This is a genomic window from Aliidiomarina sedimenti (assembly GCF_003986955.1).
Taxonomy (GTDB): Bacteria; Pseudomonadota; Gammaproteobacteria; order Enterobacterales; family Alteromonadaceae; genus Aliidiomarina; species Aliidiomarina sedimenti.
Genome location: NZ_PIPN01000004.1, coordinates 309457 through 329874 on the forward strand (window position 1 = coordinate 309457; position 20418 = coordinate 329874).

The following is a 20418-nucleotide window of genomic DNA, read 5'->3' on the forward strand; positions in this document are numbered from 1 at the left end:
CCGTCTTGAGGAGGTTCTCAGGGTTGTCACTGTGATACCCCTGAGGTAGCTGGGCGAGGATATTATGGCTGCTTTAACCCGTGAAACACTGTTAAGAAAACCCTTCAACGACTTTCGTCACTACCCTTATGGGTTTGCGCGTTCTGGAGACTTCTCCATTCGTGAAAGCGACGCGTTGCTGCACTATGGCTGCCTTATCACTGCGATGCTCGCTGGTGAGTTGCCAGCGATGACTGATGAGGATAAGAACTTATTGGCAGTCGCTCGTGGCGAGCAGGCGGCGGTAACGCCAGTTGAGAAAGCCTGGGCTAAGTATCAGGCCAGAATCAACCGGCCAAAAGTAGGCAGTATGTATGGTCGGAGTAAAGTGTATGAAGACTCAGATACTGATTACACTGCAACCACCGAAGATGACGACCTGGTGGTAGAAGATTAAAAAAGCCGGCACCCTGTGCCGGCTTTTTGTTTGGTCAGCGCTTACTTAGATTGCTCGCGACGAATGGCCCTGTGGGCGATGTCACGACGTAAATAGACATCGTCCCAGGTAATCCCGTCGGCGATAGCGTACGCACGTGCCTGGGCCTCTGTGACGGTTTCACCTAATGCGGTGCAACACAGCACGCGACCGCCATTGGTAACGATGTGGTCGTCGTTGACCGCGGTCCCAGCGTGAAAAACTTTCCCTTCGCTATTATTCTGCGCATCCACTAAACCGTGAATAATGTCGCCTTTGCGGTATTCTTCCGGATAACCACCGGCGGCCATGACTACACCAACAGCGGCCTTACTGTTGAACTCAATCGGAGTCTGTCCCAGGCGGCCTGCCAACGCATCAAGGCAAAGCTCAACCAAATCAGATTCAAGTCGCATCATAATAGGCTGTGTCTCGGGGTCACCGAAACGGCAATTATACTCAAGTACCTTAGCGCTGCCGTCTGGTGCAATCATTAACCCGGCATAAAGAAAACCGACGTAAGTATTGCCCTCGGCGCGCATCCCTTCGACGGTCGGATGCATAATGTGCTGCATCACCCACTGATCAATTTCGTCGGTCAGGACGGGTGCTGGTGAATAGGCGCCCATTCCACCAGTGTTCGGACCCTGGTCCCCATCATCACGGGCTTTGTGGTCCTGGCTCGAAGCAAAAGGCAAGATGGTATCGCCGTCCACCATGGCAATAAAGCTGGCTTCTTCACCCACCAGAAATTCTTCAATGACCACCTGTGAGCCGGCATCACCGAATTTATTGTCGGCCAGCATGTCATCAATCGCTGCATCAGCCTGTTCAAGGGACTCGGCGATAATGACCCCTTTTCCCGCCGCCAGACCATCCGCCTTGATCACGATAGGCAGCGACTGCTCACGAACATAGCGTTTGGCGTCTTCGATGGCAGTGAACGAGCCGTAGGCGGCTGTCGGAATATGGTGACGGGCGAGGAAGTCTTTACAGAATTTCTTGGAACCTTCGAGTTGGGCTGCGCCCTTGCTCGGTCCAAAAATAGCCAGTCCCTGAGACTGAAAGGTATCCACGATACCGTTGACCAGCGGCGCTTCGGGGCCGACGATGGTCAGGTCAATGCTGCTACGCTGAGCAAATGCATGCAGGCCATCGATGTCTTCAGCAGCGATGGCCAGGTTTTCAACCATTGGCTCGAGAGCTGTACCTGCGTTACCGGGCGCAACATACACCTGACTAACACGTGAAGATTGGGCCACTTTCCAGGCTAGCGCATGTTCGCGGCCACCGCCGCCAATGATCAATACTTTCATTTATCTATCTCATTCTTCTGGTTTTCGGAATTTAAGAGTAAAACGGTCGCTTTCACCGATTTGACTGAACTCGCCGCCCTCATCTCCGGTACGCAGGCTGGGTGGTAAGGTCCAGACACCCTCCTCGTAATCGGCTGTATCACGAGCGTTGGCATTCACTTCGCTGCTGTCTTCCAGTTCAAATCCCGCCTGCTCGGCCATTTCAATGGCCCAGCTCTGCTTAACGTAGCCGCTGGAGCGAGCTTGTTCGCTGTCTCTGTCTTCAGGTAAGCGGTGGTCAACAACACCTAGCACACCACCCGGACGAAGGGCGCGATAAAAGGCATCAAATGCCTCGCTGACACTCTCGTCACCGCCATTCATATACCAGTTATGTAAATTGCGGAACGTCAGCACCATATCGGCGCTTCCTTCCGGCGCTATATCATGGGCGCTACCTGGACTAAACTCAGTGACCTGCACCTTGCTATAGACGTCGCTGGACTGCATCCGCTCGAGGAAGTTATTCCGCGCATTGTTAAAATAATCAGAGTCTGTGTCTGCAGGGAAATGCGCGGCGTAAAACGTCCCGTTTGCGGCTAGGTAAGGCGCCAGTATTTCGGTATACCAACCAGCCCCCGGCCAAATCTCGACCACCGTCATATCAGGCTCAATAGCAAAAAACTCCAGCGTTTCACGGGGGTTTCTATATTCATCCCGCTGACGATTCGCGGCGCTCCGGTGGGGGGCGGCAATGGCTTGCTGCAGGGTCATAGACTCCACATCAGACCACGCATCGTCTTGATTCCGCTGTGATTCGCCGTTTTCGCCCGCGACATCGCGAACCAGATCAAGATCCTCGGGTTCGTTTTCCTCGACCACTTCAGGGTCGACCGGTGGCTGGTCCTGTTGCCAGGCGTAAACCGGGCCTGTATAGATACAGGCCAGAACAGATGCTGTGAGTAATGTAATTTTCATAATCCGATCCTCAACATAGCTTAAAGATAAACACTCTTAAGCGTAGCAGCTATTTGCCAAACTGTTGATTTAGTGACGGAAGTGACGAACCCCGGTAAATACCATCGCAATCCCGTGTTCATCTGCGGCGGCAATAATCTCATCGTCGCGAATCGAGCCGCCAGGCTGAATAATGGCGCTAATACCTGCTTCTGCTGCTGCATCAATGCCATCACGGAACGGGAAGAAGGCGTCAGAGGCCATCACCGAACCTTTCACCTCAAGGTTTTCGTCAGCCGCCTTAATACCCGCAATTTTTGCACTGTAGACGCGGCTCATCTGGCCCGCGCCGACACCTATGGTCATGCCATCTTTGGCATACACAATCGCATTGGACTTCACAAATTTAGCGACTTTCCAGCAAAACAACAGGTCTTCAATCTGCTCAGCGCTGGGTTGTTGTTTAGTCACCACCCGCAGATCGCTGGCAGCGATAACGGCATTATCGCTATCCTGCACTAACAAACCACCTGAAACACGTTTGTAGTCGAGCTGTTGAGTACCGTTTTGCCAATGACCGGTGACCAGCAAGCGAACATTCTTTTTCGCACCAATAATAGTTTGGGCCTTGCGGCTCGCTGCGGGTGCAACAATCACCTCGACGAACTGACGGGTAATGATGGCGTTGGCGGTGGCCTCGTCGAGTTCACGGTTAAAGGCAATAATACCGCCAAAGGCAGAGGTCGGGTCGGTTTTGAAGGCACGCTCATAGGCATCAAACGCGGAGTCGGCTACCGCGACACCACAGGGATTCGCATGTTTAACGATAACACAGGCTGGTTGTTCGAATGATTTTACGCATTCCAGAGCCGCGTCTGTGTCGGCAATGTTATTAAACGACAGCGCTTTGCCCTGTAACTGAGTTGAGGTCGCTACCGATGGATTGGTATTTCCGGACTCAACGTAAAATGCAGCCTGTTGATGACTGTTTTCGCCGTAGCGAAGATCCTGCTTTTTACGCATCTGGATATTCAGTGTGTCGGCAAACCGGGCGGGCTCCTGGTGACTGTTTTCACCGGTGCGCTGGCCAAGGTAATTCGCGATCATGCCATCGTACTCAGCGGTATGTTCAAACGCCGCTACGGCAAGCTCAAAACGGGTTTGCTGAGTCAGACTGCTGTCCTGTTCGCGCATCTCCGTCAGCACCCGGTCATAGTCTGCTGCATTCACAATAATGGCGACATCGTTATGGTTCTTAGCGGCAGCACGAACCATGGTAGGTCCGCCAATATCGATATTTTCAATCGCATCAGCCAGCGAACATCCTGGCTTAGCAACGGTTTCTTTAAACGGATACAGGTTAACCACCACCATATCAATAGGCTCGATAGCATGTTCCTGCATCACGGCTTCGTCCTGGCCGCGGCGTCCCAGAATGCCGCCGTGCACCTTTGGATGCAGGGTTTTGACCCGGCCGTCCATGATTTCAGGATGCCCGGTATGGTCTGATACCTCGGTCACCGTTAAACCAGCGTCGCGCAGAAGTTTTGCGGTACCCCCAGTGGAGAGCAATTCAACATTGAGTTGGCTGAGCGCTGTTGCAAACTCAACAATACCGGTTTTATCAGAAACGCTTAACAATGCGCGGCGGACAGGACGATGCTGGTTCATAACCTAGATTCCATTAAATATCAGAAGAGGGGTCTACAGATGGTTGCCAATTATAAAGCAATAAAAAGCCCCACACGAGGGCGGGGCTTAAAAGACACTTAATTCATGCCGTATTTTTTCAATTTCTTGCGCAGCGTACCGCGGTTAATGCCCAGCATGGTGGCAGCACGGGTCTGGTTACCACGGGTGTAAGTCATTACTTCTTCCAGCAGAGGCGCTTCGACCTCTGACAGGACTAACTCATAGAGTTCCTGTGGGTCCTGGCCTTCCAGTTGAGTTAAAAAGTTATTCAGCGCCTGCTTTACGCTGTTGCGTAACGGTTTAGGGTTCGCGTTCTGGCTTGCCGTCATCAGGGGCGTGTTTACTGCATCACGATTTACGTTCTGATCAAACATAGTAGCGCTCTTTTCTCTCTTGTAAGTTTACAAAGTAGTGTTCCAAAGCGTCGGTCTGCCCGGCTGCACTTTCCAGGGAATTAAAATAACGTCTGAATTCCAATGGATCGTCGATTGCCTGCAAGTACCAACCGATGTGTTTCCGGGCTATACGCAAACCCTTCAGGTCACCGTAAAAACTATGCAGCTGGGCCAAATGCTCGCGCATAATACTGGTTACTTCCTCCAGAGCGGGTGGAGCATGTTGCTCACCCGTTCGCAGGTAATGTTCGATTTCACGAAAGATCCAGGGACGTCCCTGGGCTCCACGACCGACCATAATGGCATCGGCCTGGGTGTAATCGAGCACATACTTTGCTTGCTCTGGGCTGGTGATATCGCCATTAGCGACCACCGGAATCGAAATAGCGGCCTTGATCTCAGCAATGGTGTCGTATTCAGCCTGACCTTTGTACATGTCTTCTCGTGTTCGCCCATGTACCGCCAGTGACTGAATCCCCGCCTGTTCTGCAATGCGGGCTATATACACACCATTGCGCTGATCTCGTGCCCAGCCTGTTCGAATCTTCAAAGTAACCGGTACATCCACTGCAGCAACCACTGCATGTAAAATTTCGGTCACCAGCGCAGGGTCCTGTAATAATGCAGACCCGGCTAGCTTTTTATTTACCTTTTTCGCTGGGCAGCCCATGTTGATGTCAATGATCTGGGCCCCATGCCTGACATTATGTTGTGCTGCCAACGCCATTAATTCCGGATCACAGCCGGCTATCTGCACAGCCCGGATACCGACATCCTGGTGGTGTAGCATTCGTTCACGCGACTTTTCGGTTTCCCATACCCGAGGGTTGCTCGAAAGCATTTCGGATACAGCAAGCCCAGCCCCAAGGCGAACACACAGGTTGCGAAAAGGGACATCGGTCACGCCCGCCATCGGCGCCAAAATAACATTGTTGTCTAAAGCGTAAGGTCCAATCCGCATCGTTCAAAAACTGTGCAGCGAAAGGGGAGAGAATTTTAGGGAATTTAAGACGGAAAGGAAAGGCGACAAAGTGAACAAAAATGGCTTTTTTTTCACTTTTCGCCCTTGACTTTAATGTTGGTCAAAGCCTTGTTGCGCCTGCGCTGGAGCAAAAGGAATGTTAACTTTGTGTAAGTTTTAGCCGCTGACTCTTTGACCGTTTAGCATGATCCAGTCGTCGCGTTGCTCTACCTCAGCGAACTGGACTGTTGGACGGTAGGCGTTCATTACGTCATCAGCCTGGCGGCTTAACACGCCGGACATGCAGAGCAAGCCAGCCTTACCGACGTAACCGAGAATTACTGATGCCAGTTCCTGCAGCGGGCCAGCAAGTACGTTGGCGACGACAATATCAGCCGCTAAACTGGGCTGTTCACTGGGTAAGTAGACCTCGAAGCGTTCCGCCACATCATTTCGTTGCGCGTTCTCTTTGGTTGCAATAAGAGCCTGGCGGTCGATATCGATACCCACACAACGAGCAGCACCAAGCTTCAGAGCGGCGATACCAAGAATGCCAGAGCCGCAGCCGACATCGACGACGGTTTTACCCTGTAAATCCTGCCGCGCGAGCCATTCCAGACAAAGCGCTGTGGTAGGGTGAGTGCCAGTGCCAAAAGCCATGCCAGGGTCGAGCAAAATATTAGCGGCATTGGGATCAGGTGCCTGATGCCAGGACGGCACGACCCAGAGATTGCTGGCAAACTGGATCGGCTTGAAGTTGTCCATCCATTCCCGTTCCCAGTCTTTATCTTCGAGCTGATCGGTCTTGTACTGAAAGCCTTTGCCTAGGTATTTAACCTGCTCCAGCCGTTTAACCAATGCGCTGGTATTGAATTCAGCATCAAACAGGCCAGTGACCAGAGTATGGTCCCACAGCTGTACTTCCCCGGGGCCGGGCTCAAAAATAGGCGCATCTTTACCATCACGATAGGTAACGGCTTGAGCGCCGTTCGCCATCAGCACATCGCCCAGTTGGCGGGCGTGTGCTTCATCACTACTTACAGTGAGTTGAATCCAGGGCATGTTTAGGAAAGCCCCAGTTTTTTCTCAAGGTAATGAATGTTGGTCCCACCATGCTGGAAGTTTTCATCCGCCATGATGTCTTTTTGCAATGGCGTATTGGTTTTAATACCGTCAATAATGAGTTCGCTCAGTGCGTTGCGCATGCGTGCAATTGCCACATCACGGTTGTCACCATAGGTAATCAGTTTACCAATCATGGAGTCATAGTTCGGCGGTACCCGATAATCGGTATAAATATGCGAATCCCAACGCACACCCATGCCACCCGGAGGATGAAAACGCGTAATAGTACCCGGCGATGGCACAAAGCGTTCCGGGTCTTCCGCATTGATCCGGCATTCTACCGCATGGCCGCGAATAACCACGTCTTCCTGAGTAAATGACAAGGGTCGGCCGGCGGCAATACGAAGTTGCTCTTTGACCAGGTCAACGCCGGTGACCATTTCGGTCACAGGGTGCTCAACCTGGATACGGGTGTTCATTTCGATGAAATAAAACTCGCCGTTTTCGTACAGGAATTCGAAGGTACCTGCACCGCGGTAACCGATCTCAAGGCATGCGCGGGCACAGCGTTCGCCGATACTTTTGCGCATTTCCTGGGTAATGCCAGGAGCCGGGGCTTCTTCGACTACTTTCTGGTGACGACGTTGCATGGAGCAATCCCGTTCACCGAGGTGAACCGCATTCCCCTGGCCATCTGCCAACACCTGAACTTCAATGTGGCGCGGGTTCTCAAGGAATTTTTCCATGTAAACCACCGGGTTGCCAAAGGCTGCACGGGCTTCGTTCTGAGTCGCAACAATGGAAGCGAGTAGTTCTTTCTCTTCGCGAACCACTCGCATACCGCGCCCACCGCCGCCGCCTGCCGCTTTAACAATCACAGGGTAGCCAATCCGTTTGGCGATTTTCAGGTTCTTCTCGTCATCATCGTCCAGTGAACCACCAGAGCCAGGTACACAAGGTACGCCAGCGGCTTTCATTGATTCGATGGCAGAAACCTTGTCACCCATCATGCGGATGACATCGGGTGTTGGGCCGACGAAAATGAAGCCTGAGTTTTCTACCTGCTCGGCAAAATCTGCATTCTCAGCCAGGAAGCCATACCCGGGATGGATAGCTGCTGCGTCGGTTACCTCAGCGGCACTAATGATACGGGGAATATTCAGGTAGCTGTCAGTGGCAGAAGCCGGTCCAATACAAATCGACTCATCCGCTAACAACACATGCTTTAAATTTTTATCCACCGTGGAGTGAACAGCAACGGTCTTAATGCCTAGTTCTTTACAGGCACGTAAAATCCGCAACGCGATTTCACCACGGTTGGCAATGACTACTTTATCTAACATAACAGGGCCTAAGCGTGGTTTATTCAATAATGAATAGTGGCTGGTCAAACTCCACCGGTGCTTCGTTATCTACCAGGATCTTCTTCACAGTACCGCTGACGTCTGCTTCGATCTGGTTCATCATTTTCATTGCTTCAACGATGCACAGGGTGTCGCCGACATTCACTTGCTGGCCAACCTGAACAAAGGCTTTAGAGCCGGGAGCCGGAGACTCATAAAAAGTACCCACCATCGGCGAGCGAACCAGATGTCCAGTTTCTTCGGCCGGGGCAGCTGGCGCTTCGCTAGCCGCTCCACTTGCCTGTGGCGCTGCTGGAGCCGGAGCTGGAGCCGGGGCAGCAGCGTAATGCATTTGCGCCGCAGGTGCCGGGCTGTGACGGTTAATACGTACTGACTCTTCGCCTTCCGTAATTTCCAGTTCGGCAATGCCTGATTCTTCCACCAGTTCGATTAGCTTTTTAATTTTGCGAATATCCATAACCAATGTCTTTGCTCTTTTAGTAAATGTTAAGTAGAGGATCGCAGGTGCTTAATAGCACACTGCAACGCGAATTCGTAACCCATTGAACCAAGCCCGCAGATAACGCCTTCGGCTATGTCCGAAAGGTAAGAATGCTGGCGAAAAGGTTCACGGGCGTGAACGTTAGACAGATGCACTTCGATAAACGGAATCTGCACTGCCTGGAAAGCATCGCGCAGTGCGACGCTGGTATGCGTATACGCAGCCGGGTTGACCACGATAAATTGATAATGGCCGCGTGCCTGTTGCACTGCTTCTATTAACTCGTGCTCGGCATTACTTTGCAGACAGCTCAACTCAACACCGGCCTGCTCGGCTTCGAGCATTAACGCGGCGTTAATATCAGCCAGGGTCTGCGAACCGTAAATCTCGGGTTCGCGACTTCCCAGTAAATTCAAATTAGGTCCGTGAAGAACCAAAACACGTAGTTTATGAGCCATCTTGACGTTATCTGCTGCGATATAGCCAACTGCTAACATAGCGAACTGGCAATTAAGTGATTTTTCCCATTATAAAGGCAAAAATTGAAATAGCAGTAAAATACTGGTCTTATCACAGCAGTTCGCGTCAATTTTCCTTATTCATTAGGCTTTCCAGGTGTTCCTGGAACTCACTGGCGTTCATAAAGCCCGTCACCCGAGCGTTCTGAATTTCATTTCCAGCCGGGTCAAAGAATAAAATTGTCGGCAGACCCACCACCTGATACTCACTCAGTAGTTCGGTATTGGTTGCGTTGGTGGCCGTGACATCAGCCTGCAATACCACAACGTCCTCCAGTTGGGCCTGTACCCCAGGATCGGTAAAGGTATACACCTCAAACTCTTTGCAGGCGACACACCAGTCGGCATACAGATCAAGCATCACCCATTGGCCTTCTGCTGCTGTGACACGGCTTTGGAGTTCCTCCAGTGAGGTCACGGGTTCAAACTCGAGGTGTTCAATAAATGCAGACTGAATGAATGGTTTTTGCCAGACGGCGCCGGCGGCTGCGACTACGATAAGAATAGCGCTGAGCACCAGCCGGCCGCGGGTTTTCAGTTGCGGCCAAAAGCTGCGCGCGATGATAAGTAAACTGGCGGCGATAAAAATAAGCCAGATGACACCAGCCAACACCATGGGTAACAGACGTTCAATCAGGAACAGCGCGACTGCAAGTAGCAATAGCCCGAAAACGATTTTTACACTATTCATCCAGGCGCCGGCTTTCGGCAACAGCTTGCCACCAGAAGTACCAATGAGAATTAATGGCAGCCCCATGCCGATACTAAGGGCGTACAGTATCAGCGCACCGTTTACGACGTCGCCGGACTGAGCAATAAACAGCAGCACGCCTGACAATGGCGCCGTGGTGCATGGCGATGCGACCAGGCCGGATAACGCGCCCATGGCGAAAACACCGCCGTACGCGCCGCCCTTTTGTTGCTGACTAATACTGTTTAGCTTGGCCTGCCAGCTGGCAGGCAACTGCATATTAAAAGCGCCGAACATGCCAGCGGCCAGAACAACAAATAGTACAGCCAGGGTTAGCAGCACCGCAGGATGTTGCAGCATGGCTTGATATTGCATCCCGGCGAGAGCGACGATCACGCCGAGCGTGGTGTAGGTCAGCGCCATCCCCTGGACATAGACAAATGACAACATAAAGCCGCGTCGGGTCGACAATTTGCCTTTTTGCCCGCCGATAATACCGACAATGATCGGATACATCGGAAAGACACAGGGCGTGAACGCAAGACCAAGCCCGAGCAGGACAAACACCGCCATGACCCAGACCAGGTTATCGGATGAAAGCAGGTCACTAAATGGGCCACTGGCGGGTTCAGAAAAGTCGCTCAAGGATGTGGCGCTGGAGTCATTACCCGCGCCCGAAGTTGGCTGTAAAGGGATCTCTTTGCTGGTCGGTGCATAACAAAGGCCCGCATCGGCGCAGCCCTGGTAGGTTACAGTCAGTGAAGTGTCTTCACGAACAGGGGCAAGCTCAAGCGTGATCGCAAGACGGTCCCGGTAAATAAAGGTTTCGCCAAAAAATTCATCGTGATGTTCATCGGCGGCCGGCAGTGGCTGGACGCCATATATCAGCCCTTCGGGCTGGTAACTAAAACGGTGCTGGTAAAGGTAGTAGCCGTCGGCGATCTCAAAATACAGAGTGAGTTCGTCACCTTGCTGCTCGAAGTCAAAGGCGAACGCCTGGTCTACGGGTAAAAAGTCGCTGTCGTTGCTGGCGTACTGGTTAATATCGAAGGTCTGTGCGTGCGCGACCGACATGCTGAGTGTCACGAGCGCGAGCAGAGCTATTCCAGCCTGTTTAAACAGGGTACGTAAAATTGAATACATCTTAGCCAACCGCCTTGCTAATCCATTGTAAGTAATCAGGAAGCCCCGCATTTATATCGAAGGCAATAATTTCGGGTGTGTCATAAGGGTGAAGCTTGCTCAAAGCCGACTCCAGCGCCGGATAGGCCTGGCTAGTGGTCTTAATCAGCATCAGGAATTCTTCACTATGCTCAATTTTCCCTTGCCATTCGTACACAGACTGTAACCCAGGCACTATATTTACACAGGCTGCTAGTCGTTGTTCAACCAGTGCCGCTGCAAGTGAGCTTGCAGATTGCTGATCAGGGGTGGTGCATAACACCAGTTGTGGCTTACTCATACGGGCTCCCAAACTTTACCGCTGCAGCGCTTGAAAATCGCACTATCATGCCTCATCTATAAACGAACACCAAGCCAGGATAGTTTATGTTGCAGATACTTTTATTGTTGTTTATTGCCGTACCCATCGTCGAAATTGCCGTATTGCTGCAGGTCGGCGACCTTATTGGCGGCCTCAATACGCTGGTCGTCATTATACTGACAGCCGTCATTGGTGCCTTACTGGTCAAGCAGCAGGGCATTCAGAACTGGATGCGCATGCAAAGCAAAATGGCCAGAGGGCAAATGCCTGGTGAAGAAATGGCTGGCGGTTTACTCATTTTCCTTGCCGGGGTGCTGCTGATTACCCCGGGGTTTGTGACCGATGTAATCGGCCTGCTGTTTTTGTTGCCTCCGACTCGCAGTGTGATTGCCAAAGCCATGCTTAAACGGATGGTGATCCGCGGAGCTGGCGCTCAGTTCAGTCATTTCCAGCGTAAAGGCCCGGCTGGTCGCGATAGCCAGCAGGAAAAAGGGACCACCATTGACGGTGAGTATCAGCATAAAGCGGGTTCTGAATCGCAGTTAGCAGAGCCCTCTGATGATAACGACCAGAAAAAAAATTAGCTTTTTTTAACGGTGGGGTATTGGGTTCTTTTCTGTCGCCCCCATTTTGCATTCACAAAAGTTTTTAACACCGGCCGTTTTGGCCTTTTGTTATCTCTACCTACTAAGGGAGTATCACGATGAAACTTCGTCCTTTGCATGACCGTGTGATCGTTAAGCGTTCTGACGCTGAAAGTAAGTCACCTGGCGGCATCGTTTTAACTGGCTCAGCAGCTGAAAAATCAACTCGTGGCGAAATCATTGCCGTCGGTAAAGGTCGCATCCTTGAGAATGGCGAAATAAAACCGCTGGATGTGAAGGTTGGTGACAAAGTGCTGTTCAGCGAAAGCTACGGCGTTAAAACCGAGAAGCTGGACGGTGAAGAAGTCTTGATCATGAGCGAGTCAGATATTCTGGCTATCGTCGAGTAATCCTGATTAACCTGATTTATAAGGAATAAGCATCATGGCAGCAAAAGAAGTTAAATTTGGTAACCAGGCCCGTCAAAAAATGCTGAAGGGCGTTAACGTTCTGGCAGACGCGGTAAAAGTAACTCTGGGTCCGAAAGGACGTAACGTCGTTCTGGAAAAATCATTCGGTTCACCAAGCATCACTAAAGATGGTGTGAGCGTCGCTAAAGAAATCGAACTGGAAGACAAGTTCGAGAACATGGGCGCGCAAATGGTTAAAGAAGTCGCCTCGAAAGCCAATGACGAAGCTGGTGACGGTACCACTACAGCAACCGTTCTGGCTCAGGCCATTGTCGCAGAAGGGCTGAAATCAGTTGCTGCAGGCATGAACCCGATGGATCTGAAGCGTGGTATCGACAAAGCGGTGATCAGTGCAGTGGAAGAGCTGAAAAAAATCTCTCAGCCGTGCACCGACAGTAAAGCGATCGCTCAGGTAGGTACTATTTCAGCCAACGCTGACAGCACCATTGGTGAGATCATTGCCAAGGCAATGGACAAAGTTGGTCAGGAAGGTGTTATCACCGTTGAAGAAGGTCAGGGCCTGCAAGACGAACTGGACGTGGTTGAAGGTATGCAGTTTGACCGTGGTTACCTGTCTCCGTACTTCATGAACAACCAGGAAGCGGGTCTTGTTGAGCTGGAAAGCCCTTACCTGCTGCTGGTTGACAAGAAAATCAGCAACATCCGCGAGTTGTTACCAACTCTGGAAGGTGTGGCTAAATCAGGTAAGCCGTTGTTGCTAATCGCTGAAGACGTTGAAGGCGAAGCGTTGGCAACACTGGTGGTAAATAACATGCGTGGCATCGTTAAAGTTGCTGCTGTTAAAGCGCCTGGTTTCGGTGACCGTCGTAAAGCCATGCTGCAGGATATCGCTGTACTGACTGGTGCGACTGTTATTTCTGAAGAAGTCGGCATGGAGCTTGAAAAAGCAACGCTGGAAGACTTAGGTAGCGCGAAACGTGTTGTTATCAATAAAGACAACACCACCATTGTTGACGGTGCTGGTGATGAACAGGCCATCGAAGCGCGTGTCGGTCAGATCCGTGCGCAAATCGAAGAAACCTCTTCAGACTACGACCGTGAAAAACTGCAGGAACGTCTGGCTAAACTGGCTGGCGGTGTTGCGGTTATCAAAGTCGGCGCAGCAACCGAAGTTGAAATGAAAGAGAAAAAAGCACGCGTTGAAGATGCGTTGCATGCAACTCGTGCTGCCGTTGAAGAAGGGGTAGTCCCTGGTGGTGGTGTTGCCCTGGTGCGCGCAGCAAGCAAACTTGCGGATCTGCGTGGTGACAACGAAGACCAGAACGTAGGGATTAAAGTAGCCTTGCGTGCAATGGAAGCGCCAATGCGTCAAATCGCAGAAAACGCCGGTGCTGAAGCGTCAGTCGTCACCAACAACGTGCGTGAAGGCGAAGGTAACTTCGGTTACAACGCTGGCAACGACACTTACGGCGATATGCTGGAAATGGGTATCCTGGATCCAACCAAGGTGACTCGTTCAGCCCTGCAATTCGCAGCGTCTATCGCATCGCTAATGATTACCACTGAAGCGATGGTTGCTGAAATCCCTAAAGATGACGCACCTGGAATGCCAGGCGGCGACATGGGCATGGGCGGCATGATGTAAGACAATGATGTAACTGGGCGCTGCTGAAACACAGCAGGGCCTGACCCATCAGCGTTAACTGAAAGGCGCTGTAGCTGTAAAAGGCTACAGCGCCTTTTTCGTGGCCGGGCCATCCACTTGACTAATACTGGTAGCGGCGCTAAAAGAACTAGATGGTCAATAAGTGGTCGTATCCAACAGGGAACGACTGTGGAGGAAGAGAATATGCGTGTAAAATTGTTAACGTTAATGGCGGCCGGAGCGATGCTGATACCATCAGTTGCGGCCAGTGCTGAGTTAGATTTCACCTGGGGCGATGCGGATAAATTTACTGATATTGAATCCGGCGATGAAAACCGCACGCGTTTCCGCCAGCGTATTGCTGAGGGCTTTGAGCAAATATTCCAGCAAAATGCTGAACAATTACCCTCAGATCAGACGTTGAAAGTGACCATTACCAATGTTGATTTAGCGGGGCACGTCGATATGTCGGGAACGGAGCGCTTGCGCATAGTGCAACGAGGGCATCCGCCGATGGTTAGTTTCAGCTATGAGTTGCTGGACGCTGATGGAAATAGTCTGGCTTCTGGCGAAGAGCGCCTGAGAGGCCGTAGCGCAGGGTCCAGTGCTTCACGAACTCAACGTGGCAGCCAGAGTTTACTTACCCATGAACGCGAGATGCTGAATGACTGGTTCCGTGATACTTTTGACATGGATAATTAAGATCTGGCAGTCTTTACATTAAGAATCTGAAAATCAGGTCGATAGCACTAACGAGGCGTTGTAATTACGCCTCGTTGTCTTTAACCAAATAGGTCGTGTACCTAGGAGGCTTCATGGAAGTATCAATGAATAGCCAGCAAGCGCTTGAATTAAAAGGCGTTCAAATGGCAAACAACCAGCAAAAAGCAGTCGGTCAAGCAAGCCTTCAGCTGTTAGACTCTGCTGCAGTAACTGCCACAGTAAGTAATGCGGCACCAAGTGCTGCTGTTGGTAATAACATCAATACCACGGCTTAAAAATGCAGTGGGGTCTTACTGGCCTCACCCGCTATTTCGCGCACTAACCTGGGCACCAAAAACCCGGGTAATGTGCGCAACAGGTCGTGCATAATCAGGCTGGCATTGGCATCACTGACTGCGAAGTGCGCTGCCCCTGCCACCTTATCAAGCTGGTGCAGGTAATAGGGCATAACCTGACTGGCAAAAAGCTTCTCACTAAGCTCTGCTAATATCCCGGCACTGTCGTTAACTCCCTTTAGCAACACACTCTGATTAAGTAAATGAATGCCCTGCTGGCGCCAGGTCGCAAGCCGCTGGCTAAGTGCAGGGCTTATTTCGTTGCCGTGATTGGCATGAATAACCAGAATCACCTGCAAGCGACTGCGCTGCAGACGCAAGCCAAGGGTTTGCGTTAAGCGTTGCGGAATGACAACGGGTAAGCGGCTGTGAATACGCACCCGGGTTAGTTGCGGCAAACGCTCAAGCATATCCAACACATGACTTAGCTGTTCATCATTTGCCATCAGCGGATCGCCACCACTAAGAATAACTTCGTTCACGTCCGGATGTTGAAGGATATACGCATGGACTCGTTCGAGCTCGCGCCGTCCTATTTTGTGTTCAGCATAGGGGAAATGCCTGCGAAAGCAATAGCGACAATTGACCGCGCAGCCGCCGCGCAAAATAAGCAGCAGCCTGGATTGGTATTTATGCAGAATTCCACTTGCTGCCGTTGCACTCTCTTCGCCTAACGGGTCGGCGTTATACCCGTCGACCACAGTAAATTCGTCCTCGCGTGGCCATACCTGGCGTAGCAGTGGGTCGTTGGGATCGCCGCGTTGCATTAATGAAACGAAATGCTTAGGTACCCGCATGCTAAACAATTGCCGTGCAGGTGCGTGTTGCTTAACCCAGTTAGCGTCAAGTTGCAGTGCCTGGCCGAGTGTTTGCGGATCCGTGTAGGCATCGGCTAACTGGTGTTGCCAGCTGGACTCCAGTTCAATGGGTGTTACTTGCTGCGCAGTTGGTTGCATCGTTCCACTGTGGGTTGTCGTCGTTTGGATGAGAGCGATTATTTTACCTGAAATGCGGCTCTATTTGGTTTATTATTGGGGCAAAATTTGCAGACTTCCCAGTAAAGAGGATACCCATGGCAAGTTACAGTACCAATGAATTCAAAGGCGGCCTGAAGATTATGCAGGATGGCGAGCCTTGTAGCATCCTGGAAAATGAAATGGTTAAGCCAGGCAAAGGCCAGGCATTTAACCGGGTTAAAATCCGTAAACTAATCAGCGGCAAAGTGGTTGAGAAGACATTCAAGTCGGGCGAAAGCGTAGAAGCGGCGGATGTTCAGGAAATTGAACTGGCCTATTTGTATTCAGATGGCGAGTTCTGGCACTTTATGAACAACGAAACCTTTGAACAGATAGCCGCGGACGAAGCGGCTGTAAGTGATGCCACCAAGTGGCTGGTTGAACAGGACGTCTGCACCTTAACCTTATGGGACGGCAAACCCATTAATGTCACTCCGCCTAACTTTGTTGAACTTGAGATCACTGAAACGGACCCGGGTCTGAAAGGCGATACTCAGGGGACTGGCGGTAAACCAGCAACACTTGTTACTGGCGCGGTAGTGCGGGTTCCATTGTTTGTGCAGACGGGTGAAGTGGTCAAAGTAGATACCCGCAATGGTGAATACGTTTCCCGTGTGCAAAAGTAATTCACGCTAACGAATAACAAAAAGCGGTGTCGTTGCTGAACGACACCGCTTTTTTAGTTCTGTGAGACCTTTGAGGTAGTAATCAATGAACTGGCAACCCAGTGCAAGCCTCCAGGCGTTGCGCGCACGAGCCGAGCTGCTGGCAAATATCCGCTCGTTCTTCGCCGAGCGCGATGTACTTGAGGTCGATACGCCTATCGTAGCGGCACGCGGCGTCACTGACCCTCACTTATCCAATGTCACGGTTAAGTTGTGCGGGGACGGCCTGTCGCAATCAGAGTATTTTTTACAGACGTCCCCGGAGTACGCGATGAAGCGCTTGCTGGCAGCCGGCAGCGGAAGTATTTACCAGATAGCCAAGGTTATCAGGAACGATGAAGTAGGGCCGCAGCACAATCCTGAATTTACCATGCTGGAATGGTACCGCCTTGGTTTCGATGAGTATCAGTTAATGGACGAAATCGACCAGCTGATGTGTTCGCTACTCGGTTGCAAGGCGAGTAAACGAGTTACCTATCAGGATGCTTTTTTAACGGTTACAGGCTGTGATCCGCTTACCGCTCAAGGCATTGAGAGCCTGCGTTGCTGGTTGGTTAAACGTGATTTAGGTGACTGGGTAAAGGACGAAGCTGACCCGGATACCTTGCTTTACCTGGCAATGACTCACTATATTGAGCCGACTCTGGGCCAAACCGAGCCTACTTTTATTTATAATTTTCCGGCCTCTCAGTCTGCCCTGGCCCGAATTCACCCTGATGACCCGCGTGTGGCGCGACGTTTCGAGCTGTACATAGATGGGGTCGAGTTAGCAAATGGGTTTTATGAGCTTACCGATGCCATGCAGCAGGCCCAGCGGTTTGCCGCTGATAATTCTATACGGATGAAGCAGGGCAAGCCTCGTGCGCTTGAGGACGAACGTTTAGTGGCGGCGCTGCAAGCCGGACTTCCTGACTGTGCGGGTGTTGCACTGGGCCTGGATCGACTACTGATGCTTAAGTTAGGCGCAAGTCAGATCAGCGATGTGTTAGCTTTCCCCATAGAGCGAGCCTGATGGTCATTGAATTTGCCGGGCAGAATGTTATACTATTACACCATCACGTCTTGCCGAGAGTTTAAATGAGACATAAGCCCCTTGATAAAACAGGTATTTGGTTAGCAATTGTATGCGCGCTGCATTGTCTGCTGGTGCCCGTGTTGCTGCCTACTTTATCCTTGTTGGGCTTGTCAGTTCTGGGCGCCGATACCCTGGAGCGGGCCGTGTTGTCATTAAGTGCCTTGATCGGAGGCGTGGCGATAGCCATCGGCACTAAGCATCATCGTAGTCCATTGCCGTTGCTCGCGTTGCTGGCCGGTGTCGTTCTTTATTTTAACAAGCACAATATTGGCCATGCGGCTGGTCACGGCTGGGAAATCCCGGTGGTGTTAGTCGGCGCGGGCCTGTTGATAAGTGCACATGTTATGAACCTGCATCTGTGCCGTGTGCGGCGAGTGGAAAATTGTGATGTAGCGGCTGAAGCTGAAGCGAGCTCATCCGATAATGCTGCAGAGTCCGAATTGAACCCGGTTTCAGGTTCAACTCAGCATACTGCCTAGCCTTTTACCGTTGTCTTAGCACTACCCCTGCTTCTGTATGTTCAGTGAAAGGGAACTGATCAAATAACGCCGCGTGCTCGATATCATGGGTGTCGCTGAGGTAGGTCAGGTTATCCGCCAGCGTTTCCGGATTGCAGGAAATGTAGATGATATTCGGATAGCGAGCGACCATTGCTAAGGTGGCAGCGTCCAGTCCAGCCCGTGGTGGGTCGACCAGCACCGTCTTACAGTCAAACTCAGTCAGCTCAATACCTTCTAAACGGCGGAACACTCGCTCACCATTGATCGCCTGAGTCACTTCTTCGGCAGCCAGTCGAACCACAGTGACGTTATCAGTTTTATTCAACGCAATATTGGTTTGCGCCGAATAGACCGAGGTTTTACTAATCTCAGTCGCTAGCACCCGCTTGAACTGCCCGGCTAAGGGAATGCTAAAGTTACCATTGCCACAGTAGAGTTCCAACAGATCCCCACTTAGCGCCTGGCTCTTCTCGTGAGCCCAACTGAGCATTGCCTCATTAATGCCGGCATTTGGCTGAGTGAAACTATTTTCGACCTGTTCAAACAGGTAGGTTGTTCCCGCCACCTGAAGCGACTCATGAACCGCCTCATTACCTAACACCAGCTTCTGTTTGCGCGCCCGCCCAATCAAACTGACTTTGCCATACTGCTGCAGGTGTTCACGTAAAGACGCGGCGTCGGCTTGCCACTGTTCATCCAGTTGACGGTGGTAGAGTAACGAAATCACCGCTTCGTTAGTGGTCGAGGTCAGAAAATCGACCTGAAATAGCTTACTGCGCAGGGTGGGGCGATCTCGAACAAAGTCGAGGATCGCAGGCATCAGCGAATTGATAAGCTGATTCGCCGCCGGTAGTTGGTCAACCCGGTACTTTTCTTTGGTCTGTTTATCAAACATGATGAAATAGAGTTCATCACCCTCGTGCCATACCCGAAATTCGGCCCGCATCCGGTAATGTTCAGGCGCAGAGGCAAACACTTGCAGGTCGGGAGCATTGAATGGTGCTAATCGCTGACTAAGTTGATTAACTTTATAGTCGAGCTGTTGCTGGTAGTCGTGCGGCAGTGGCATGAGATTCGACATCCTTCGCCTGAGGGCGGTATAAATAAAGATGCGAATTTTAACGTGAAAGGCGATCTATATAAAGAAGAGCCCGCTCTATTCAGCGGGCTCTGTCAGTTTACTCTTTGCGTTCAGTGTTAGCGAAGCGGACTTTTAAGGTGCGGCCTTCATATTCTGAATCATTCAGTTTTGATAGTGCGAGTTCTGCACCAACCGGTTCCATTTCAACGAAGCCGTATCCTTTGCGTTTGCCGGTACGGCGGTCTTTAACCAGGCGCACAGCAAATACTTCACCATAGCGAGCAAAGGTTTCTTCAACGCTTTCTTCACTGGTTTTAAACGGCAGGTTGCCAACGTACAGGGTCATTTGGTCTGAACCATCAGGGTTATGTCCACTGACAGCTGGTTTTACTGTTTCCCGCTTGCTGGCTTTTGGTTTTGCTGCCCGTTTTGACTTGGGCGCGCTGATAGCGGCAGCAATCCACGGGGTTAGTAAGCCACTAAGGAAGGAAAATAAACCTACTAATGAAATAGTGGTGGTGTTGTCGAAGCTCGTCATCAGGCCGCTTAGTAAACCGGCAACAATGGCAATGATAGCTGCAACTAAGATCTGCGAGGCTGGGGTAGCACGTGTCATTTAGACATCCTTACTTTAAAAATAAACTAACTATAGAAAATGAAACCGAATAGTACTGATTAAGTACAACTACAAACATGTTGCACGTTCCTTTGATACCTACACTAGCCTATAAGGAACTAAAGTCTGTGTTCAAAGGACGTGTAAAACTAATAGTAACGGCTAATTAGGCTCGCGGCAAAGTATCTCTTACCAGCTTAGCTGATGATGATTTGAGCAGTCGCAACAAATCTGCAAGAAAACCCTTGCACTCATACCAGGGACCTCTATAATGCGCCCCACTTCAAACGGTTAGCCAGCAACGAGTTGCCAGCAAAGCAAGTTTGAAAAAAGCCTTGACGGGATGTTTTAAATCCTTAAAATGGCGCTCCCGGCTCGAGATGAGCAGGAA

General features: G+C 51.1%; 23 protein-coding genes. 9 read left to right on the forward strand and 14 right to left on the reverse strand.

Going from position 1 to position 20418, the window contains the following annotated elements; all coding sequences use genetic code 11:
* Window positions 1-64: 64 nt before the first annotated feature.
* Entirely contained in the window at window positions 65-436 is a 372-nt protein-coding gene (locus tag CWE12_RS10520; protein ID WP_126789672.1) for a MaoP family protein, read from the forward strand.
* A 41-nt stretch (window positions 437-477) separates the two neighbouring features.
* On the opposite strand, the gene purD is transcribed toward CWE12_RS10520, so the two are convergent.
* From purD to cutA, 11 genes are all read right to left on the reverse strand, one after another.
* Window positions 478-1770 carry a phosphoribosylamine--glycine ligase gene (gene purD, locus CWE12_RS10525; RefSeq protein ID WP_126789673.1) on the reverse strand — a complete coding sequence of 431 codons (1293 nt, stop codon included), beginning with the start codon at window positions 1768-1770 and terminating at the stop codon, window positions 478-480.
* A 9-nt stretch (window positions 1771-1779) separates the two neighbouring features.
* A complete protein-coding gene (locus tag CWE12_RS10530; protein WP_241984188.1) occupies window positions 1780-2727 on the reverse strand; it encodes a class I SAM-dependent methyltransferase in 948 nt (315 codons plus the stop codon).
* Window positions 2728-2796: 69 nt separating this feature from the next.
* Window positions 2797-4377: a bifunctional phosphoribosylaminoimidazolecarboxamide formyltransferase/IMP cyclohydrolase gene (gene purH / locus CWE12_RS10535; RefSeq protein ID WP_126789674.1), complete on the reverse strand. Its 1581-nt coding sequence runs from the start codon at window positions 4375-4377 to the stop codon at window positions 2797-2799.
* Between the two features lie 98 nt (window positions 4378-4475).
* Window positions 4476-4772 carry a DNA-binding transcriptional regulator Fis gene (gene fis, locus CWE12_RS10540; protein ID WP_111569125.1) on the reverse strand — a complete coding sequence of 99 codons (297 nt, stop codon included), beginning with the start codon at window positions 4770-4772 and terminating at the stop codon, window positions 4476-4478.
* Entirely contained in the window at window positions 4765-5754 is a 990-nt protein-coding gene (gene dusB, locus CWE12_RS10545; protein WP_126789675.1) for a tRNA dihydrouridine synthase DusB, read from the reverse strand. The genes fis and dusB overlap by 8 nt, the downstream gene beginning before the upstream one ends.
* 177 nt (window positions 5755-5931) lie before the next feature.
* Window positions 5932-6816 (reverse strand): 50S ribosomal protein L11 methyltransferase, encoded by an 885-nt coding sequence (gene prmA / locus CWE12_RS10550; RefSeq protein ID WP_126789676.1) that lies wholly within the window; start codon window positions 6814-6816, stop codon window positions 5932-5934.
* Between the two features lie 2 nt (window positions 6817-6818).
* Window positions 6819-8162 (reverse strand): acetyl-CoA carboxylase biotin carboxylase subunit, encoded by a 1344-nt coding sequence (accC, locus tag CWE12_RS10555; protein ID WP_126789677.1) that lies wholly within the window; start codon window positions 8160-8162, stop codon window positions 6819-6821.
* A gap of 19 nt (window positions 8163-8181) precedes the next feature.
* Window positions 8182-8640: an acetyl-CoA carboxylase biotin carboxyl carrier protein gene (gene accB, locus CWE12_RS10560; protein WP_126789678.1), complete on the reverse strand. Its 459-nt coding sequence runs from the start codon at window positions 8638-8640 to the stop codon at window positions 8182-8184.
* Window positions 8641-8669: 29 nt separating this feature from the next.
* Entirely contained in the window at window positions 8670-9122 is a 453-nt protein-coding gene (aroQ, locus tag CWE12_RS10565) for a type II 3-dehydroquinate dehydratase (protein WP_126789679.1), read from the reverse strand.
* A 127-nt stretch (window positions 9123-9249) separates the two neighbouring features.
* Window positions 9250-11016 carry a protein-disulfide reductase DsbD gene (locus CWE12_RS10570; RefSeq protein WP_126789680.1) on the reverse strand — a complete coding sequence of 589 codons (1767 nt, stop codon included), beginning with the start codon at window positions 11014-11016 and terminating at the stop codon, window positions 9250-9252.
* Window position 11017: 1 nt separating this feature from the next.
* Entirely contained in the window at window positions 11018-11335 is a 318-nt protein-coding gene (gene cutA / locus CWE12_RS10575) for a divalent-cation tolerance protein CutA (protein ID WP_126789681.1), read from the reverse strand.
* A gap of 86 nt (window positions 11336-11421) precedes the next feature.
* Between cutA and CWE12_RS10580 the strand changes: the two genes are divergently transcribed.
* The 5 genes from CWE12_RS10580 (at window position 11422) to CWE12_RS10600 (ending at window position 15014) form a co-directional block, all read left to right on the forward strand.
* Complete coding sequence (locus CWE12_RS10580; RefSeq protein ID WP_126789682.1) at window positions 11422-11940, forward strand: FxsA family protein; 519 nt, start codon at window positions 11422-11424, stop codon at window positions 11938-11940.
* Between the two features lie 119 nt (window positions 11941-12059).
* Window positions 12060-12350, forward strand: a complete 291-nt coding sequence (locus tag CWE12_RS10585) for a co-chaperone GroES (RefSeq protein ID WP_126789683.1) — start codon at window positions 12060-12062, stop codon at window positions 12348-12350.
* Window positions 12351-12384: 34 nt separating this feature from the next.
* Complete coding sequence (gene groL, locus CWE12_RS10590) at window positions 12385-14016, forward strand: chaperonin GroEL (protein ID WP_126789684.1); 1632 nt, start codon at window positions 12385-12387, stop codon at window positions 14014-14016.
* A 204-nt stretch (window positions 14017-14220) separates the two neighbouring features.
* Window positions 14221-14718, forward strand: a complete 498-nt coding sequence (locus CWE12_RS10595; RefSeq protein ID WP_126789685.1) for a DUF3016 domain-containing protein — start codon at window positions 14221-14223, stop codon at window positions 14716-14718.
* 113 nt (window positions 14719-14831) lie between these two features.
* Complete coding sequence (locus CWE12_RS10600) at window positions 14832-15014, forward strand: hypothetical protein (protein WP_126789686.1); 183 nt, start codon at window positions 14832-14834, stop codon at window positions 15012-15014.
* On the opposite strand, the gene epmB is transcribed toward CWE12_RS10600, so the two are convergent.
* The gene (gene epmB, locus CWE12_RS10605; RefSeq protein ID WP_126789687.1) at window positions 15011-16030 is read right to left on the reverse strand and encodes an EF-P beta-lysylation protein EpmB; all 1020 of its coding nucleotides are present in this window, start codon (window positions 16028-16030) and stop codon (window positions 15011-15013) included. The genes CWE12_RS10600 and epmB overlap by 4 nt on opposite strands.
* 116 nt (window positions 16031-16146) lie before the next feature.
* Here epmB and efp point away from each other — a divergent pair, with 116 nt between their 5' ends.
* The 3 genes from efp to CWE12_RS10620 all read left to right on the forward strand — a co-directional run bounded on the left by efp (window position 16147) and on the right by CWE12_RS10620 (window position 18309).
* Window positions 16147-16716 carry an elongation factor P gene (gene efp / locus CWE12_RS10610; protein ID WP_126789688.1) on the forward strand — a complete coding sequence of 190 codons (570 nt, stop codon included), beginning with the start codon at window positions 16147-16149 and terminating at the stop codon, window positions 16714-16716.
* Between the two features lie 85 nt (window positions 16717-16801).
* Window positions 16802-17767, forward strand: coding sequence for an elongation factor P--(R)-beta-lysine ligase (gene epmA / locus CWE12_RS10615; protein ID WP_126789689.1), 966 nt, complete (start codon window positions 16802-16804; stop codon window positions 17765-17767).
* 65 nt (window positions 17768-17832) lie between these two features.
* Complete coding sequence (locus CWE12_RS10620; RefSeq protein WP_126789690.1) at window positions 17833-18309, forward strand: MerC domain-containing protein; 477 nt, start codon at window positions 17833-17835, stop codon at window positions 18307-18309.
* Window positions 18310-18313: 4 nt separating this feature from the next.
* Here CWE12_RS10620 and trmA read toward each other — a convergent pair whose 3' ends face one another.
* Together trmA and CWE12_RS10630 are read right to left on the reverse strand one after the other, a co-directional pair.
* Window positions 18314-19399 (reverse strand): tRNA (uridine(54)-C5)-methyltransferase TrmA, encoded by a 1086-nt coding sequence (gene trmA, locus CWE12_RS10625; protein ID WP_241984189.1) that lies wholly within the window; start codon window positions 19397-19399, stop codon window positions 18314-18316.
* A gap of 109 nt (window positions 19400-19508) precedes the next feature.
* A complete protein-coding gene (locus CWE12_RS10630) occupies window positions 19509-20027 on the reverse strand; it encodes an RNA recognition motif domain-containing protein (protein WP_241984190.1) in 519 nt (172 codons plus the stop codon).
* Window positions 20028-20418: the final 391 nt, after the last annotated feature.

Excerpts from the sequence above, each read along its gene's own strand:
- CWE12_RS10520 (WP_126789672.1), top strand. The coding sequence starts at position 65 with ATGGCTGCTTTAACCCGTGAAACACTGTTAAGAAAACCCTTCAACGAC.
- purD (WP_126789673.1), bottom strand. The coding sequence starts at position 1,770 with ATGAAAGTATTGATCATTGGCGGCGGTGGCCGCGAACATGCGCTAGCC.
- CWE12_RS10530 (WP_241984188.1), bottom strand. The coding sequence starts at position 2,727 with ATGAAAATTACATTACTCACAGCATCTGTTCTGGCCTGTATCTATACA.
- purH (WP_126789674.1), bottom strand. The coding sequence starts at position 4,377 with ATGAACCAGCATCGTCCTGTCCGCCGCGCATTGTTAAGCGTTTCTGAT.
- fis (WP_111569125.1), bottom strand. The coding sequence starts at position 4,772 with ATGTTTGATCAGAACGTAAATCGTGATGCAGTAAACACGCCCCTGATG.
- dusB (WP_126789675.1), bottom strand. The coding sequence starts at position 5,754 with ATGCGGATTGGACCTTACGCTTTAGACAACAATGTTATTTTGGCGCCG.
- prmA (WP_126789676.1), bottom strand. The coding sequence starts at position 6,816 with ATGCCCTGGATTCAACTCACTGTAAGTAGTGATGAAGCACACGCCCGC.
- accC (WP_126789677.1), bottom strand. The coding sequence starts at position 8,162 with ATGTTAGATAAAGTAGTCATTGCCAACCGTGGTGAAATCGCGTTGCGG.
- accB (WP_126789678.1), bottom strand. The coding sequence starts at position 8,640 with ATGGATATTCGCAAAATTAAAAAGCTAATCGAACTGGTGGAAGAATCA.
- aroQ (WP_126789679.1), bottom strand. The coding sequence starts at position 9,122 with ATGGCTCATAAACTACGTGTTTTGGTTCTTCACGGACCTAATTTGAAT.
- CWE12_RS10570 (WP_126789680.1), bottom strand. The coding sequence starts at position 11,016 with ATGTATTCAATTTTACGTACCCTGTTTAAACAGGCTGGAATAGCTCTG.
- cutA (WP_126789681.1), bottom strand. The coding sequence starts at position 11,335 with ATGAGTAAGCCACAACTGGTGTTATGCACCACCCCTGATCAGCAATCT.
- CWE12_RS10580 (WP_126789682.1), top strand. The coding sequence starts at position 11,422 with ATGTTGCAGATACTTTTATTGTTGTTTATTGCCGTACCCATCGTCGAA.
- CWE12_RS10585 (WP_126789683.1), top strand. The coding sequence starts at position 12,060 with ATGAAACTTCGTCCTTTGCATGACCGTGTGATCGTTAAGCGTTCTGAC.
- groL (WP_126789684.1), top strand. The coding sequence starts at position 12,385 with ATGGCAGCAAAAGAAGTTAAATTTGGTAACCAGGCCCGTCAAAAAATG.
- CWE12_RS10595 (WP_126789685.1), top strand. The coding sequence starts at position 14,221 with ATGCGTGTAAAATTGTTAACGTTAATGGCGGCCGGAGCGATGCTGATA.
- CWE12_RS10600 (WP_126789686.1), top strand. The coding sequence starts at position 14,832 with ATGGAAGTATCAATGAATAGCCAGCAAGCGCTTGAATTAAAAGGCGTT.
- epmB (WP_126789687.1), bottom strand. The coding sequence starts at position 16,030 with ATGCAACCAACTGCGCAGCAAGTAACACCCATTGAACTGGAGTCCAGC.
- efp (WP_126789688.1), top strand. The coding sequence starts at position 16,147 with ATGGCAAGTTACAGTACCAATGAATTCAAAGGCGGCCTGAAGATTATG.
- epmA (WP_126789689.1), top strand. The coding sequence starts at position 16,802 with ATGAACTGGCAACCCAGTGCAAGCCTCCAGGCGTTGCGCGCACGAGCC.
- CWE12_RS10620 (WP_126789690.1), top strand. The coding sequence starts at position 17,833 with ATGAGACATAAGCCCCTTGATAAAACAGGTATTTGGTTAGCAATTGTA.
- trmA (WP_241984189.1), bottom strand. The coding sequence starts at position 19,399 with ATGCCACTGCCGCACGACTACCAGCAACAGCTCGACTATAAAGTTAAT.
- CWE12_RS10630 (WP_241984190.1), bottom strand. The coding sequence starts at position 20,027 with ATGACACGTGCTACCCCAGCCTCGCAGATCTTAGTTGCAGCTATCATT.